Origin of the sequence: Pseudovibrio sp. W64 (assembly GCF_001623145.1) — a bacterium.
GTDB lineage: Bacteria > Pseudomonadota > Alphaproteobacteria > Rhizobiales > Stappiaceae > Pseudovibrio.
In genome coordinates this window covers 235610-252464 of record NZ_LMCI01000028.1, presented here as the reverse complement: position 1 = coordinate 252464, position 16855 = coordinate 235610, and the positions used below count along the sequence as shown (strand labels likewise).

Sequence of the window (16855 nt, the reverse complement as noted above, 5' to 3'; positions counted from 1 at the left end):
GCGTAAAGACGCTAAAATCCTAACAAACACCCGTACAGCTTCAGACAAGCCCTAAAGAGCATTCTCTCGAAGCATTTGAGTGTAGATAGGTTTGCTATGATCAGCACATTAACGCGATATGCGCTTCTGACTTGGAGCATGGATACTGCATTGGGAGGCACAACTATGAACACCATAGAAGACCGCGAACCACGCAAACCTGCAGGAAATATCAGCGCTAGTAGCTTGATCGGATTTGGAGTCTAAATTTATGGTCGTCCCTTCTCTTTATGTCTCCCTTTCCGGGCAAATGGCCCTTGAGCGCCGACTTGAGACAGTTGCTCGAAATGTAGCTAACATGGAAACTGCTGGCTATCGGTCTACAGAAGTCAAATTCGATAGTCTCGTTAAGAGCCCAGGCAAAGACCCAGTCTCCTTTGCGTCTACTGGAGAGAACTATATCTCGACGCAGGCTGGCGCGATCAAACAAACTGGTAATTCTCTTGATGTTGCGATTGATGGCAACGGCTGGCTGGGTATTCAAACTGGCAATGGCGTTGCTTATACTCGAGATGGCCGTTTTCAGATCGGTGTTGATGGCATCCTCAGGAGCATCGAAGGCAATCCAATTCTTGATAGCGGAAATGCACCAATTATCCTGGACCCACTTGGCGGAGCTCCAGAGATTGCTAAGGATGGCTCCATCTATCAGGAAGGCCGTCAGGTTGGCGTACTCGGCCTTTTCTCCATTCCTCAGGATGCCAAGCTGAGCCGCGCAGGAAATTCTGCTGTTATACCTGACGCGCTCGCAGAACCAGTTCAGGATTTTACAGAGAATGGATTCGCCCAGGGCTTCGTGGAAGGCTCGAATATTAATCCAATCTCTGAGATCACCAAGCTCATCACCATTACCCGTGCTTTTGAAAGTACAAATTCAATGATGCAGAGTGTGGAAAGTATTCGACAGCAGACAATACGAAAACTTGGAGAGAGCTGATGGCTGTTAATCCGGTTCAATCAATTTCTGGCACTTCGGAAGATACTCACGCCGGAAGCACCTCCAATAATAATAAGACCTCATCACTCAAACCATTTAGTTTGGGTGAGTTGCTTGATATCATCAATCCATTGCAGCACATCCCCGGTGTAAATACTCTCTATCGAGAGATTACTGGTGATGAGGCTTCTGTTCGTTCTCGCGTTGCAGGTAGCTCATTGTATGGGATGATTGCCGGCCCTCTGGGAATGGCGGGTCTCGTCGCTGGGAACCTTGCAGAAATGAAAATTTCTGGCGTGCTCGACGCGGAGAACGCGAGCACAGACAAGGCAACAGCTCTCAGCACCATTGAGAAAAAAATACAGGCAAGTCCAGCTGTACCTGCACCTGCTTCAGATATGGTGTCCTCACTGCAAAGGGGAACGCCAATCCTGCCCGTCCAGTCCAAAGAAATCCCGCCGCTTTTTGGCAACATCGCTTCTGCCAGAGCCATTTCTATGGGAAATGAGGACAAGCTGATTGAAGCTCTGGCTGGTAGCTCGAAGAACGAGGAAAAAACTTCTTCTGACTTGGAAACATCAACACTTCCAACAGTTGATAAGCTGTCACAGGATGCTCGGAACTTGCTGCCAGATGATTTACTCAAGCAGCTACAAGAGCGGCATCGCAATACAATTGCACAAAGCTAATACTTCAAAAGGTTGTTTATGACCGCCCTTGCGCGCATTCAGGAACTTACCGCTCAAATTCCATCCAGCTCATGGAACATTGAGATAAGTGGAACCCTCTGTGAGGTTACCCCTAATCATCTTAGAGTGAAGGGCCTTTCAGGTGGCGTTAACTTGGGAGACCAGGTCTCCTACATGAGCAACAACGGTGAAGAATTTGGAGAAGTAATCCGAATTGAACCTGACAGTGTGCTTGTGAAGCCCTATGCATCCAGATCTGACCTCGGCCTTGGGATCAAGGTAAAGCGTTGCGGCGAACTTAGCTTTTATCCGGACAACAACTGGCGCGGGCGCATTATCAATGCGTTTGGACAGCCAATCGACGGTCTCGGTCCGATGACTGAAGGACCATCTCTTGCGTCATTTAATACCCTCCCCCCTCCGCCAGTTCACCGTGCGCGTGTTAAAGACGCTGCCTTAACTGGGGTACGGGTGCTCGACCTCTTTACACCAATTTGCCATGGTCAGCGCCTGGGCATCTTTGCCGGGTCTGGCGTAGGTAAATCAACACTGCTCTCCATGATCGCACGAAGCAACTCTTTCGACACTGTCGTTATCGGGCTTATCGGTGAGCGTGGCCGTGAAGTTCGTGAGTTCGTCGAAGAAACACTTGGTGATCAACTCTCCAAATCCGTGGTGGTGGTCGCTACAGGTGATGAAAGCCCCATGATGCGGCGGCTTGCTCCTAAAACAGCAATGACAGTGGCCGAGCATTTCAGAGATCAAGGACAATCAGTTTTATTGATCGTTGATAGCGTCACTCGCTACGCACATGCTCTACGTGACGTTGCATTGGCAGCTGGAGAACCTGCTCTTTCTCGCGGCTATCCACCGAGCGTATTCTCGGAACTCCCCCTCCTGCTAGAACGTGCAGGTCCTGGCATCGAAGGAAGCGGCATGATGACCGCCATCTTTTCCGTGCTGGTTGATGGTGACGACCATAATGACCCTGTCGCAGATAACATCAGAGGCCTACTGGATGGGCATGTCGTTCTGGATCGGCATATTGCTGAGGAAGGCCGGTATCCTGCCGTCAATGTCCTCGGCTCCATCTCGCGACTTGCGCAAAGCTGCTGGTCCCCTCAGGAACGTGAGCTCATCCTGAAACTAAAGGCAATGATTGCGAAGTTTGAAGATACCAAAGATCTACGCATGATGGGTGGCTACAAAGAGGGTGTAGACCCCTTGCTCGACCAAGCCATTGAGGTTGCCCCGAAGGTCTACAATGCGCTTGTACAGGGCTTGGACGCCCCCTCAAGCCAGGATGCCTTTACTGAGCTGGCTCAGCTTCTGTAAAAGAAAAAAGATACGAGACCTAAACAACAAAAAAGGCTGCTCAAGCAGCCTTTTTTGTTGTTACAGAGAATTAATTATATAGCCGAGATAACGCTTTGAATCGATGGGATCATACCCCATCTGTGTGCGTAGTTTCTTTCTTAGCTTACTGATGTGACTTTCGATTACATTTTCGTCTACTTCACTTTCAAAGATGCCATAGACAAAGTTGTAAATCTGAGTTTTCGTCAGTCGCCGTCCGTTATTCTGAGCAAGGTACTCAAGAATACGACGCTCTCGGCGTGGTAATGCCAGTGTCTTCCCTTTGATTTCAGGATCCCGTCCATCAAAGTATACGGTAAGATCACCTAGCTCGACGTTAATGCTTTGGTTCGTTGTCCGGCGCTTGATTGCGTTGACACGCGCAAGTATCTCTTGCGGATGCACCGGCTTACGGACGACGTCATCTACACCAGCAGCAAACAACTTCAGTGTCTGTTCCAAAACCGGACTGCTATTCAGAACCAATACCGGTTTTTGAGAGCACCTACGGCGGATAATCTGCGGGAACTTTTCACGTTCCCCTATCTCACCAATCAAAATAGCTTCGACGGCCTCGAACTCGGTATCAGGTGCAGTATTTAACCAATCCCGAAAGTCATCCGGACTAAAGCCACTTGTCGAAATACCTTCTCGCTCAAATCCAGATGCATACCCATCGGTCACAAGCTGTTGTTCATCAACAATTAAATACATAACCCCAACCCATTCATTCCCAAATGAATACATCGCTGGTAAATCAGTGAAACACATTCTGTCAATTTCTCTTGAAGAATTTTTACCTTCAGCACCAAGTAAAACCTCACAAGAAACTATAGTAATTATAATAGAAAATAAGAATAAACTTTACTTACAATTTTATCTTAATACAAAACATAGGTACCGGTTTCTGCCATTTTTCGGAATCTTTCGAATTTCAATCTTTATTTCTCATACCCTTATTTTTTGTAGAACAAAAATTCAAAGGCATATTTTTGCCACATCCTCTCCATATTTGAGTTCGCGTCATACGGGAAAATTCCTTGGGATAAACTATTAGCAATTTTAAGTTAGCTACTATTGGCACAAGGAGTAGAATCAAAAAGAAGCATTAAAGCCGGAGAAAAACGGGCGTACTTCTACTTATTCTTACAATTGTATATCTCATGTAATTTTATCTAAATTAGCACATTAACCATCCAATTCTTAGTAGGCAGCATTTTCCTACTTAGAAAAGAAATGTATTCTCCTAGAACTTTAGATAAATAACAGAGCTATACTCTCAAATACTCGTCACAATTCGACTACAATTTTACCACAATGCGTGTCTTTTTTCAGGCAAGGATACCACGTTATCAGGGGGATATACCTAACTGTGGGATGTGTTTCATCTCAGGTTATGTACTATTGCGTTTCAACTTAAACAAACCTATTTGCACATCCAGAAAAGATCGGCTCGTGCAGGAGACACAATGTTAATTACAGTAATAGGCAGCGGCTACGTCGGGTTGGTTTCAGGCACGTGTTTTGCTGATTTTGGTCATGAGGTCATCTGCGTTGATAAAGCAGAAGACAAGATTGAAAAGCTAAAGAACGGACAGATCCCAATTTACGAGCCGGGCCTGGAAGAATTGGTTGCCAGCAATGTGAAAGCCGGCCGTTTGAGCTTTACAACCGAGCTACCTGACGCAGTTCGTAAAGCCGACGTCATCTTCATCGCAGTCGGCACCCCTTCCCGCCGCGGAGATGGGCACGCCGACCTTAGCTACGTGTATGCAGCGGCTGAAGAGATCGCAACGTCCCTTAATGGCTTTACAGTCGTTGTCACTAAATCGACTGTTCCGGTTGGTACGGGAGATGAAGTCGAGCGCATTATTCGCGAAGCAAATCCAAATGCGGATTTTGAGGTTGTTTCAAATCCAGAGTTCTTGCGCGAGGGTGCTGCGATTAATGACTTCAAACGCCCTGATCGTATTGTTGTCGGCCTTTCTCATGAACGCGCAAAATCGGTTATGACTGAAGTCTACCGTCCTTTGTATCTCAACCACTCTCCAATTCTGTTCACCAGCCGCCGCACCTCTGAGCTGATCAAGTATGCCGGCAATGCCTTCCTTGCGATGAAGATCACGTTCATCAACGAACTTGCTGATCTGAGTGAAGCAGTTGGAGCAGACGTTCAGGATGTTGCCCGAGGCATCGGTCTTGATAATCGTATTGGTGGCAAGTTCCTGAATGCTGGCCCTGGTTATGGTGGTTCTTGCTTCCCGAAAGATACACTTGCGCTTGTTAAGACTGCGCAGGACTACTCCAGCCCTGTACGCCTGATTGAGACCACTTGTTCAATCAACGATCAACGCAAACGTTCTATGTCCAAGAAAGTAGCAGCGGCTATTGGTGGGGATGTTCGCGGCAAGAAAATCGCAGTGCTTGGCCTGACCTTTAAGCCAAACACAGACGATATGCGCGACAGCCCTGCCCTTTCCATTATTCAGGCGCTTCAAGACAAAGGTGCTGACATTCACGCCTATGATCCTGAAGGTATGGATTCAGCTGTAGAGCTTTTAGAGGATGTTACATTCGGAAGTAATGCCTACGAGATTGCAAAGGGTGCACATGCTCTGGTTATTGTGACCGAGTGGGATGCGTTCCGCGTTCTCGACTTCAGCCGCCTTAAAGACGAGATGGCGACTCCAGTGCTCGTGGATCTCAGAAACATCTACGGCAAAGACGAAGTTGCAAAACACGGCTTCTCTTACACCTGTATTGGACGTCCTGACGAAGAAGTCTAAACAATAAGGTCCCGGCGAATTATGTGTTTTGCCGGGACTTTTCTCGCCTCCCACAATCCATGCCCAATTTTTATGTGCTGTTACCAAAGAGGTGACAATTGCGGTTTGCTTTCAACACACCAATCATGCGAATTTTAATTATCGCGTGAGCAGATTCTCTCAGGGCTAATCCCAAGAGCTTTATGAGCTGAGAGCAATCTGCATTTTGGAAGATTGTTGGAGCCTATCCTAGTTGCTTTACAAGCATAAAAACAGACGAGAGCGTATAGCCTCTGGTTGGCCATGGAACGTCAAAATTCCTCGCGCTGTTGCTTTGCTTGTTTGCTTGTGCCTTTCATTCAGCAGCTTTTCGCAAGCCTATGCCTTTGAACTTTTCGGATACCATCTCTGGGGTGAAAAAGCCGAGAGTGATGAAGATAGCTTAGCTGGTGTGCCAGACCCGACACCTTACACGGTTGAGTTCCGTGTTGTTGGGGAACATGAAGACCAGCCGAGTGAACTTGAGGAAGAGCTGCAGTCCGTCAGTCTTTTGGTTCAGGACGTCAAGAAGCTTCCGTCTGGCGCCAGTGGCGTTCTCGCCCGCGCAACTCAGGACTTTGAACGCCTGATTGGTAAGCTTTATGAAGATGGATATTATGGTGCTCTGGTTCAAATCACCGTAGCAGGATCACCACTTAATCAAGCCATCCTTCATCCTGAGAAGATTACAGAGCGCCCTATTCCTATTCTCGTGGAGATTAACAGAGGTGTTCAGTTTCACTTTGGCAATGCAGATGTAAATTATAAAGGTTCGGCAACAGAGAATGATCTTGACCTGCCCAACGCGCAGTCACTCGGCCTTGTCGAAGGAATGCCAGCACTTTCAGCTAAGGTGCTGGAAGCAGAAAAGCTGGCTATTAAGTTCCTTAAGGATGAAGGATATCCATTTGCGAAAGTGGGGAACCGGCAGTTACTGGCCAATCACGCCAGTCAGACGCTCAAAGTTAAACTGGATATTGTCAGTGGACCATATGCGCGGTTTGGTCCGGTTTCTGTTTCCGGCACAGTCAAAATGGATCCTGAGTTTGTTCGCAGTTACGCAAACCTTCCTCGCGGTGCGCAGTGGGATGCCAAAGTTATCTCTCACGCACAGAGCAGACTGAGGGATCTGGAAGTCTTCTCCAGCATTCGCTTTGAACCTGATGACCAGCTTGATGCGAACGGTGAACTGCCTCTGACGATTGTTGTGGCAGAACGCCCACGGAAAGTTTTTGGAATTGGTGCCAATTACTCCAGTAATGAAGGCGTTGGTTTTGATGGATACTGGCGACACCGCAATCTGTTTGGAAAAGCGGAGCGACTTTCAGTCACCGGCGCAGTCGGCCAGCTTCTTGCCGTAAATAACGAGCAGATTGAGTATGCCGCCCGCGTCACCTTTGAAAAACCCGGTGCGATTGGACCGTTGACCGCTTTTTCAACCAGCGTCGCTGCCGTTCAGGAAAACCCAGATAACTATCGCAGCACGTCATTTACATACGATGCTTATCTATCCCGTGATTTTACAGAGGCTTTGAGCGGCCGAATTGGTGCAGAAGTCTATTTTGCCAATGAACGGGACGTTTTTGGCCAGAATGATTACTTCCTATTGGGAATTCCTGCAGACCTGACTTACGACACACGCAATGACGCTTTGAACCCGACCAATGGTATTGAAGCCAAATTATTCTTTGAACCAGCCTATGACGTGCTTGGTGATACCGAAAACCTGTATTCTCAAGGCTCGATTGCCAGTTACCTGCCGATTGTAGGTACGGACCGTGTTGTTTTAGCTGGCCGCGTATCAGCTGGTGCAATTATCGCCCCGTCGGTTCAGGATGTCCCCGCTGCACGGAGGTTCTTCCTTGGAGGTGGTGGATCAATCCGAGGGTATGCTTACAAAAACGTGGGGCCGCGTTTGGATGACGAAGTTACGGGTGGGCGCAGTTTCATGCTGTTTAATGGTGAAGTCAGAACAAGAATTACCGAAAACATTGGTCTCGTCGGATTTGTAGATGCAGGCGCTGCATATTTGACCCAGTTTCCAAACTTCGATGAGCCCTTCAGCGTAGGTGTTGGCGGAGGGGTGCGCTATTTCACACCTGTTGGCCCTTTGCGGCTTGATGTTGGTGTCCCACTTGAACCTCAGCGCAATGATCCGCCGTTTGCAGTCTATATTGGTTTAAGTCAGTCCTTCTAATCAGCACCGCCTACAGAAGGCATGCGTTAACAAGAGAAAGATCAAAGAGCGAATGCAACTGGTCCGACGTATCACAATGACCCTTGGCAAAATACTAGCCCTTCTTCTCGTGCTGGTACTTGTGGTTTATGCGGGACTTGTGGTGACAACTAGTTTTCAAGCAGGTCGCCAATTCCTCGGATCAACTTTGAGCTCTTTTTTGCCAGATGTGAGGATTGATCAACCTCGCCTGACCGCTTCCGGCAATCTGTTTGCAGATGGGGTCTATCTTTCCGATGCGAAGGGCACATGGCTTGAAATTCACAGTGCTTCAGTTCGATGGTCACCGCTTTCGATTCTTTTCGGCGCACTTGATATTCACGAAGTCGCAGCACAACGGATTGCATTAGCACGATTGCCAGAAGCTACGGAAAATCCGGTTTCTGAACCTATCCCTACTGAAGAAACAGGCATTACCCTACCTTTCAACACCATTGATCTCCAAAGCCTCAACGTCAAAGAACTTGCCCTCCCCGCTTCTATTGCCGGGATGTCTGCTCAGTTCGAGATCACGGGCACTGCGACTTATGCGAGTTCTCCTGACAAAATTGCCGGCAAGCTCAACATTTCACGCACTGGCGACGTTCAGGGCACAGCAAGCATTAACGTCGATTTTGATCCGGCAGATGGCGTAGTCAATTTCCGTGGCATGGTCTCTGAAGCAGCCAATGGGCTGACTGCCAATCTTCTTGACCTTCCGGATGCACCGAGTTTTGCGCTAGTTATGGAAGGTGGCGGCCCGCTGACAAACTGGTCGTCTTCATTACAAGTAGATCTGAATAGGGTTCGAGCCATTGATGGTGAGATTACTCTTGCGCAAAGTGGAACGCAGAAGTCACTAACTACACATTTATCGGGGGAACTCGAGCAGTTTCTTCCCTCTTCTATCTCCAGCCTATTTGCGGGGCAGACTACGTGGTTTGCAAACGCGACACTCAATGAAGATTATCTGCCGCTTTCAGCAACCGGAAAGCTTTCAACCGGTGCGATCTTAGCGCATTTGGAGAACACATACGCAACTGACAAGAACTCTTTGATAGCGAAGATCCAAATCCAGACACTTGAGAGCAACACTAAACCACTTCTCATCAAGACTGGCGAGCAGGCTGTTCAACTGGATACTTTGTCTGTGACTGCATCGGCTTCGGGACCGCTTGAGAGCCTGAATTGGGAGCTCTCTGTTCAGGCAGATAAGATTCAAACACAAGAAGCGGATCTGGGGGCGCTTAGCCTTTCTGCAAAAGGTGATGGTGCACACATTTCCGCGCAGATGATGTCCATCCCGCTTGAAGCGCTTCTCCAAGTTAGTGGTGTCCATCTTGCTGGAGCTTCACAAGACCAAAACATCAAGAATATAAGTGTTTCGCTCAAAGGTACAGTGTTTCCAAATCAGGAGAAACTAAAGCTAAGCGACTTACATTTGGAGAGTGATGCAGCGGCTGCACGGTTTAATCTGGTAGAACTCTCGCCGAGCAACGGACAGGCACAGGGCAATCTTTCTGTATCTGACCTTAGCCTTCTGTCAAGATTTGTGCAGCAAAACGTAAGCGGCTCTGTTGAGGCTCAATTATCTTTACTGGCGGATTTCCAAAAACAATCTGGAGAGATCAATCTCAAGGGAACCAGCAGCCGTGTGAGTCTGCAAAATGAGCGCGTTGACCGAATTCTCACTTCCCCGGGTAGGTTTTCTGCCAAGCTTGCAGCAACCCTTGATAGCACCGACCTGCTCGCTTCATATGGCCGACTGGAAGTCCTTTCCTTTGAGAACATGTTTGGACAATTTGAAGCTCATGGCAGTTTGCAAGATCGTCAGCTGGATGGTGCATTTTCTGCCCAAGTGCATCAACTCGATCTGCTGGAGCCCCGTGTAAGTGGGGCCCTCACTGCCAGCGGGAAGGTTTCAGGTAATGCTTCTGCACCTGAAGTGACACTTGAAATACACTCTGACCGGATTGAGATGGATGGCACTCCCTTAGAGAAGTTGCAGCTTGTTGCAGATGGGACGCTTTCTGAAACGGCCCCCAATGCGGACATCAATCTCACAGGCAGATTTAAAGGGGAAGAGCTTGTTGGCAAGTTCAAGCTGCTGAGTGAGGCTGGCAAACTGTCTGTTCCAACGCTGGATTTTGATTTGGGCGGAAACAAACTCAGTGGCAATGCACATGCTGCTGATCTTGCGCTTCTACCACAAGGTTTGGTTGGGCAGTTCACCATTGAAGCCAATGATCTGAGCACTTTGTCATCACTGGCCTTGACCGAGATGGAAGGTCAGGCTCATGGACAAATCGATATTGAGCAGGACAACGGAGATGCCAAGATCTCATTTGATCTTAACAGCGAAAACCTTCGGTTTGCGCAAAGTTCCATCATGTCCTTTGTCGCAAAAGGCTGGATAGACAAACCTTTCACACGCCCAGCTGCAAATGCGAACATTGCGCTCGATGGTGTTGAAGTGGAAGGGGTAAACCTGAGATCGTTGACATTAAATGCGACACCTGTTGAAGGCAAGGCAAGTGCAGAGGTTGCAACTGGCTTTTCCATTAATGCCGAATTCGCTGAAAACAACGACCAAGTTCAAAGCACAGGGCTGGTGCAAGCTGTTCCCGAAGGGATCATTCTTACGCTGAACTCTCTTAATGGCCGCTACAAGGGGATCCAGACAAACCTCAAGCAACCAGCAGTGATTTCGCTACTTGAAGACAAACGGACTGTGTCCTCCTTTGAGCTGGCTCTTGGCAGTGGCTCTTTAAATGTTTACGGGAGCAACAGCAATCAGCTCGACATCAACGCCGAACTGAAGCAGCTGCCACTTTCCATAGCGAATGCCTTTGTTCCAAGCCTTGCCTTGGATGGTGCTCTCAACGGGACCGTTCGCGCCTTTGGAGAGAACGACGCACCTCAAGTCAGCTGGCGGCTTGCGTTGAGCCAATTTTCAGCAAAGCCGCTTCAGGATAACCGCATCCTCCCACTTCAGATTGAGAGCACCGGCTCATTTGCTGACAACAAAATTGACCAGAAAACCACCATCGCCAACAGCTCAGGCTTGAACGTTGAGGCTTCAGGGGCAATTGGGCTTGCAGATGGTCAAGAAGTGTCTTTGACCACGGCTGGCAACATCCCCCTTGATGTGGTGGGAGCCAAGTTGATCGAGCAGAATTTGGGTGGCAGTGGTGGCTTTCGTCTCAGCGGCTCAGTTTCCGGCTCCCTCATGGACCCTCAGATCGCCATAGATATCCAGCCTGTGAACCTTGAGACCACGCAGCTCTCAACTGGCATGACGCTGACAGACTACTCAGGTGACATTAAGGTCACACGGCAAGAGATTGCGATCAATAAATTTGCTGCCAAGTTCAGCAATGGTGGCACGTTGGTACTTGATGGCAAACTTGGGCTGGGTTCAGGCCTGCCTGCTCAAATAGAACTCACGATTGATGGTGGCCGCTATGTTGACGGGACATTTGTTAGTGCATTGATTGATGCCAATCTTGCACTACAGGGCTCTCTTGCCGATGCAGGCGCCCCTCCTGCAATTTCGGGCAAAGTCACCATTAACCAGGCAGATATTGAAATACCGAGCTCCTTTAACTCCGGTATCAATCCTGTGATCGTCCGGCATTTGAATGCGCCCAAGCCTATCCTCAAACAAGCAAAGATCCTTGCTCAAGATGAAGGGCGGGAAAACGCCAAGAAAAACGAGCAACCCAGCCCGATCTCGAAAGCCAGTTTGAATGTTGACGTGGAAGCACCAGGCAAAATCTTCATCCGTGGGCGCGGCGTCAACGCTGAAGCTGGCGGATCACTTAACATTGGCGGCCAGCTCGACAATGTGAAAACCGTGGGCGCTTTCTCTCTGGTGCGTGGCCGTATCGATATTCTGTCAAAACGCCTGACACTCAGCCGCGGTAATGTGACGTTTAGTGGTTCTCTTGTACCAACACTCGATTTTGCGGCAACGACAACATCTGGCTCAACGGAAGTGACTGTTCTGGTGAGTGGACCTGCTGATATGCCGGTGATTGATTTCACTTCAGTCCCAAGCCTGCCAAAGGATGAGGTCCTTGCGCAACTGTTGTTTGGCGAGTCTGTCAACGATCTTTCGCCAATTCAGCTGGCAAGCCTTGCAAGCGCGATCGCAACGCTAACCGGAGGCACTGGCGTGGAAGGACCATTGGGCACACTCCGCAATCTACTGGGTGTCAGCGACATCGATATCAAATTTGATGCAGCAGGAAATCCAGAACTGGCCGTTGGTGGCTATATAAGTGAGCGGATTTATCTGGGCGTGACACAGGAGCCGACAACAGGTGACAATGCAGCAACTGTTGATATTGATGTCACGAAGTTCCTGAAGCTTCGTGGTGAAGCCGGCTCCGACGGAGATGCAAAAGCCGGCTTCTACTATGAGCGTGAATACGACTAAGTCGACGGCCCAGCGAGGCGGACGGCCTCATCGTAAATTGGCTTTGGCAGGTTGATACCGTATTGCTCTGCTTTTGCACGCGCAGCAAGGCGAGATGTTCCTGGCAAGCGAGCGCCCTGCTCCGCCTCAATCGCAGCGACAAGCGTTTGCATGCGTTCAGCGAACAAACCACCAGAGACAAGATCAGCGTTAATTGCCAGAATAACCTGACCAAGATCAGGGGCGTTGCCCTCTCCTGAGAACAGACTGGACGCTTCAAAACCAAATGCAGCTCCGCACAGGCCAGCTGCCATGATCTCAATCATCATGGCCAACGCCGCTCCTTTGGCCTCTCCAATAGGGATCATGGTTCCTGCAAGCGCCGCCTCCGGATCGGTGGTTGGCTGTCCGTCTTTATCCAGTGACCAACCTTCCGGGATGGATTTTCCTGTTCGCTGCGCTGCCATGATCTTTCCGCGCGCAACACGAGAGAGTGCTAGATCGATGACAAGTGGCTCTCCATCTCCATTAGGAGCTGCAAATGCAATTGGGTTGGTTCCGAACATGGGGTTCTTACCGCCATAGGCTGCAATTGCCTTCGGGCCATTGCCAAAAATGAAGGCAACCATTCCATCTCGCGCCAAGTGCTCACAGTGTGCCCCTGCTTGCCCAAAGTGGTGAGAGTGACGGATCGCACTCAAAGCCAGTCCATTCTGCGAGGAGGCGTCTTTTAGAAATGGCAATGCAACTTCAATTGCGGGGTAAGCAAATCCGTATTTGGCATCAATCCGCTGCACAACCGGAGTGACCAACTCTGCTTCCGGTTTGGCAAAGCCGTCTACTTTGCCGGTTCTGGTTTGGGCGGTATAGGACGGAATTCTGGAAAGGCCATGCCCTGCCTGGCCATCTGCCTCTGCGTTCACCAGAGCCTTTGCAACGATCTTCGCAATTGCAGGATCTGTTTTGTTGGCAGACAAAGCATCCTCAGTAAGTTTGCGTGCTTCTTCTAATGAGAGATTGACTGTGTCTGACATGGAACACCCTTAGCTATTTGAGTTCTTAAGCACGTCGCTCCTGACACATTTTGCGGATACGCACAATTGCACGCGTTTCTTGCAAAGACATAAATGCGGATTGGGTTTGCTCATTTGAGCGGAGCAGATGACATTTCAACAGGACAGGAACCCACAAATTTGCAGGAATGACATTATTCCATATTTTCCGCCCAGCTCATCTCTATCTCATCCCCGTAACGGCTTATAACTGCACGAGTTTTGGCTCTATGCGTATTCCATTGAGAAAGAGACAATCGTTACGGCCCCTGATTTCCATTGCAGAATAGATCAATCTTTGTAAATCCTATGGGAACTAGGTGTTTTTCCTAGATCTACCACTTATATGTGTAGGTCAGATAAAACCATTGTTAGGTCTTGTTTTTCTATCTCTCCTCATTGCCTGGCGAGATATGACTTCATCAGGAGATACTCATGAGTACGACACTCTCAGCAATCAAAGAAATTCCGCTCCTACGTGAAGCTTGTTTCATAGGGGGAAAATGGGTCAGCGGTGATGAAAGCAATTCCATCTTCGTAAACAATCCAGCTACAGGCGAAATTATCGGGCGTGTTCCGCGTTTTGGCCGCCCTGAGACTGCTAATGCAATCGATGCAGCTCATACAGCGTTTGCCATCTGGTCAAAGATGACGGCTGTTGAGCGCTGCAATCTGATGCTGCGATGGGCAGATCTGATCACTGATAACCAGAAGGACCTTGCAGAGCTGCTCACTGTTGAAATGGGTAAGCCGCTGGCTGAATCTACCGGTGAAGTTGCCATCACAGCCAACTACATTCGTTTCTTCGCTGAGGAAGGTAAGCGGGTTTATGGCGATGTGATCCCGTCCCCTTGGAAGGACCGCCGTATTATGGTGACCAAGGAGCCCATCGGCGTTGTTGGTGCCATTACCCCTTGGAATTTCCCAAGTTCCATGCTTGGTCGTAAACTGGCTGCAGCTCTTGGTTCTGGCTGTACTGTTGTGGCAAAACCAGCAAGCCAAACGCCTTATTCCGCCTTGATCCTGGGTGAACTTGCGGAGAAGGCTGGAATTCCAACCGGTGTGATCAATATCATCACTGGCTCTGCTGCTCAGATTGCTGATGAACTTTGTGAGAACGACAAGGTTCGCAAGATCACTTTTACCGGATCTACTCCAGTGGGTAAGCAGCTTGCCTCCAAAGCATTGGCCAACATGAAAAAGGTCTCTATGGAGCTTGGCGGCAATGCGCCGTTTATCGTGTTTGATTCAGCTGATCTCGATAAGGCTGTCGAAGGTGCCATTGCATCCAAGTTCAGAAATTCTGGTCAGACTTGTGTCTGCGCAAACCGCATTTATGCTCAGGCTGGAATTTACGACGAGTTCTCAGCAAAGCTGAAAGCTGCCATTGAAGATCAGCTGCGCGTTGGCGATGGTCTGAAGTCGGGTACCAACCAAGGCCCTCTTATTGATGAGCATGCTGTTGCGAAAGTCGAAGAACTGATCGCTGATGCTGTTTCTAAAGGCGGTACAGTGGTAACAGGCGGCAAGCCAGATGCTCAGGGAGGCACGTTCTTCGAACCGACACTTCTGCTTAATGCGACCCCAGAGATGAAGGTTGCCAAGGAAGAGACGTTTGGTCCATTTGCCCCTGTCTTCAAGTTTGAGAGCGAAGATGATGTGGTCAGAATGGCGAATGACACAGAGTATGGCCTCGCTTGTTACTTTTACACTCAAGATTTGGGCCAGACCTTCCGTGTTATGGAAGCATTGGAATATGGTCTTGTTGGCGTGAATGAAGGCGTGATAACGACCGAATATGCTCCGTTTGGCGGTTATAAAGAAAGCGGAATGGGGAACGAGGGTTCCAAATACGGCGTGGATGACTACATCAACATCAAGTACTCTTGCATTGGCGGGCTTGGCCTTTAACGCTCAATATTAATTTTGTGGGAGCCGGAGTGTTCATCGCTTCGGCTTTTTCTTTTTGAGGACTGCTTTCGTGATTATCGAAGAAGAACGCCGTACGGCTGCTCCAACACTTAACGGCGAGCGCATTATCATGCGGGCTCACCAAACTTCAGATTTTGAGGCATGCTGCGCCTTGTGGGCGGATCCTGATGTGGTTCGCTATATTTCAGGGAAGCCTTCCAGCCCAACGGATACGTGGGGACGCATCCTCAAGTATGCCGGGCACTGGAGCCTCTCCGGTTTTGGGTATTGGGCTGTGATTGAGAAAAACAGCGGAGAGCTTATTGGCGACGTTGGTTTTTCTGACTTTAAGCGAGACATCACTCCGAGCCTTGATGGGTTTGCAGAAGCTGGTTGGGTGATCTCGCCTAAGTTTCATGGCAAAGGTTATGCCCGGGAGGCTGTTGAGCTGAGCCTATCCTGGTTGCGCAGTTCCAGACTGTTTCGTGAGGTTCATTGCATTATTGCCCCAGAGAACACAGCCAGTGTCAGCCTTGCCGAGCGTGTTGGCTTTGAGAAGTACACGGACGGGTCTTACCTCGGACAACCGACCCTTTTCATGAAGCAAAGCTTTACTTAAGCCCAAGAGCCCAACCTGTATCCGCCGGGTTGGGCTTGTTCATTTTCTGCGTTCCTGTATATCCTTTATCTAATGATCCATTCAGGCTGAGTTATGCAGAAATACGATAAGATTTACGCCAAGGACGAAAGTTACTTCGGCCATACCTCCAAGCAGTTTACAACACTGTTCTCAAATCTCGATTTTGACAGCGGCACAATTCTCGATCTGGGTGCAGGCCAAGGACGCGACGCGATCTTTCTTGCTAAGCGCGGTTATAATGTAATTGCTGTCGACAGCTCCAAAGTAGGTCTGGACCAATTGCAGGAACGAGTAGACACGGAGAATCTGCCGATTGAGGTTGTTCACGTGGATGCACTTGGTTACACGCCCCCGCAAGATCTTGATGCAATTGTTGCTGACCGTTTCTTCCACGAGTTGCCGAAGAATGTGCGCGTCAAACTTCTGCAGCGTATGCTCAGTCACCTTCGCGTTGGTGGCTATATGCTTATCGCTGATGAAAAGAGCGTTCTGCCGAACCTGCGCGACACTCTGAAGAAGGAAAAATTTGAGTTCCTACGCGATAAAAACGGCATTCTCTTCACTTACAAACCATAGGCACCTGATCGGAGGCGCATACGTGTGCCTCCCTTCCCCATTTTTATTACTAGAGTTTCTAACTGACAGATCACACACGAAAGTGTGATGTAAAACCCTTATATTTTTGCAGTTGTATCAGCTGGCTTTACAATCTCCATTATATTGCCACAGTGGCAACTCATTTCCGCAACAATGTTTGCAAAAATTGGCGATATTGCTGACTTCCTCGTGATT

General features: G+C 49.0%; 11 protein-coding genes. 9 read left to right on the top strand and 2 right to left on the bottom strand.

All coding sequences use genetic code 11. The features are described 5' to 3' along the window. Positions 1-250: 250 nt before the first annotated feature. The 3 genes from flgF to fliI are packed head-to-tail and all read left to right on the top strand — an operon-like array spanning position 251 to position 3000. Positions 251-976 carry a flagellar basal-body rod protein FlgF gene (gene flgF / locus PsW64_RS12035; RefSeq protein ID WP_063288327.1) on the top strand — a complete coding sequence of 242 codons (726 nt, stop codon included), beginning with the start codon at positions 251-253 and terminating at the stop codon, positions 974-976. Further along, positions 976-1665: a hypothetical protein gene (locus tag PsW64_RS12030; RefSeq protein ID WP_063303757.1), complete on the top strand. Its 690-nt coding sequence runs from the start codon at positions 976-978 to the stop codon at positions 1663-1665. The genes flgF and PsW64_RS12030 overlap by 1 nt, the downstream gene beginning before the upstream one ends. A gap of 18 nt (positions 1666-1683) precedes the next feature. Continuing rightward, positions 1684-3000 (top strand): flagellar protein export ATPase FliI, encoded by a 1317-nt coding sequence (gene fliI, locus PsW64_RS12025; protein WP_063288325.1) that lies wholly within the window; start codon positions 1684-1686, stop codon positions 2998-3000. Between the two features lie 60 nt (positions 3001-3060). Here the strand turns inward: fliI and PsW64_RS12020 are convergent, their stop codons facing one another. After that, positions 3061-3735, bottom strand: coding sequence for a response regulator transcription factor (locus PsW64_RS12020; RefSeq protein ID WP_057466177.1), 675 nt, complete (start codon positions 3733-3735; stop codon positions 3061-3063). Between the two features lie 755 nt (positions 3736-4490). On the opposite strand from PsW64_RS12020, the gene PsW64_RS12015 reads away from it, so the two are divergent. The 3 genes from PsW64_RS12015 (at position 4491) to PsW64_RS12005 (ending at position 12481) form a co-directional block, all read left to right on the top strand. Next, positions 4491-5807: a UDP-glucose dehydrogenase family protein gene (locus PsW64_RS12015; RefSeq protein WP_063293158.1), complete on the top strand. Its 1317-nt coding sequence runs from the start codon at positions 4491-4493 to the stop codon at positions 5805-5807. A 232-nt stretch (positions 5808-6039) separates the two neighbouring features. Next, positions 6040-8022 carry an autotransporter assembly complex protein TamA gene (locus PsW64_RS12010; protein WP_208980740.1) on the top strand — a complete coding sequence of 661 codons (1983 nt, stop codon included), beginning with the start codon at positions 6040-6042 and terminating at the stop codon, positions 8020-8022. A 52-nt stretch (positions 8023-8074) separates the two neighbouring features. After that, positions 8075-12481 (top strand): translocation/assembly module TamB domain-containing protein, encoded by a 4407-nt coding sequence (locus tag PsW64_RS12005; RefSeq protein WP_063303756.1) that lies wholly within the window; start codon positions 8075-8077, stop codon positions 12479-12481. On the opposite strand, the gene PsW64_RS12000 is transcribed toward PsW64_RS12005, so the two are convergent. Then, positions 12478-13494, bottom strand: a complete 1017-nt coding sequence (locus tag PsW64_RS12000) for an Ldh family oxidoreductase (protein ID WP_063303755.1) — start codon at positions 13492-13494, stop codon at positions 12478-12480. The genes PsW64_RS12005 and PsW64_RS12000 overlap by 4 nt on opposite strands. 453 nt (positions 13495-13947) lie before the next feature. Between PsW64_RS12000 and PsW64_RS11995 the strand changes: the two genes are divergently transcribed. From PsW64_RS11995 to PsW64_RS11985, 3 genes are all read left to right on the top strand, one after another. Further along, a complete protein-coding gene (locus tag PsW64_RS11995; protein WP_063303754.1) occupies positions 13948-15423 on the top strand; it encodes an NAD-dependent succinate-semialdehyde dehydrogenase in 1476 nt (491 codons plus the stop codon). Positions 15424-15493: 70 nt separating this feature from the next. Continuing rightward, a complete protein-coding gene (locus PsW64_RS11990; RefSeq protein WP_063303753.1) occupies positions 15494-16042 on the top strand; it encodes a GNAT family N-acetyltransferase in 549 nt (182 codons plus the stop codon). Positions 16043-16135: 93 nt separating this feature from the next. Then, positions 16136-16639: a class I SAM-dependent methyltransferase gene (locus PsW64_RS11985; protein WP_063303752.1), complete on the top strand. Its 504-nt coding sequence runs from the start codon at positions 16136-16138 to the stop codon at positions 16637-16639. The last annotated feature ends 216 nt before the right edge of the window (positions 16640-16855 follow it).

Excerpts from the sequence above, each read along its gene's own strand:
- fliI (WP_063288325.1), top strand. The coding sequence starts at position 1,684 with ATGACCGCCCTTGCGCGCATTCAGGAACTTACCGCTCAAATTCCATCC.
- flgF (WP_063288327.1), top strand. The coding sequence starts at position 251 with ATGGTCGTCCCTTCTCTTTATGTCTCCCTTTCCGGGCAAATGGCCCTT.
- PsW64_RS12005 (WP_063303756.1), top strand. The coding sequence starts at position 8,075 with ATGCAACTGGTCCGACGTATCACAATGACCCTTGGCAAAATACTAGCC.
- PsW64_RS12030 (WP_063303757.1), top strand. The coding sequence starts at position 976 with ATGGCTGTTAATCCGGTTCAATCAATTTCTGGCACTTCGGAAGATACT.
- PsW64_RS12020 (WP_057466177.1), bottom strand. The coding sequence starts at position 3,735 with ATGTATTTAATTGTTGATGAACAACAGCTTGTGACCGATGGGTATGCA.
- PsW64_RS11995 (WP_063303754.1), top strand. The coding sequence starts at position 13,948 with ATGAGTACGACACTCTCAGCAATCAAAGAAATTCCGCTCCTACGTGAA.
- PsW64_RS12015 (WP_063293158.1), top strand. The coding sequence starts at position 4,491 with ATGTTAATTACAGTAATAGGCAGCGGCTACGTCGGGTTGGTTTCAGGC.
- PsW64_RS11985 (WP_063303752.1), top strand. The coding sequence starts at position 16,136 with ATGCAGAAATACGATAAGATTTACGCCAAGGACGAAAGTTACTTCGGC.
- PsW64_RS12000 (WP_063303755.1), bottom strand. The coding sequence starts at position 13,494 with ATGTCAGACACAGTCAATCTCTCATTAGAAGAAGCACGCAAACTTACT.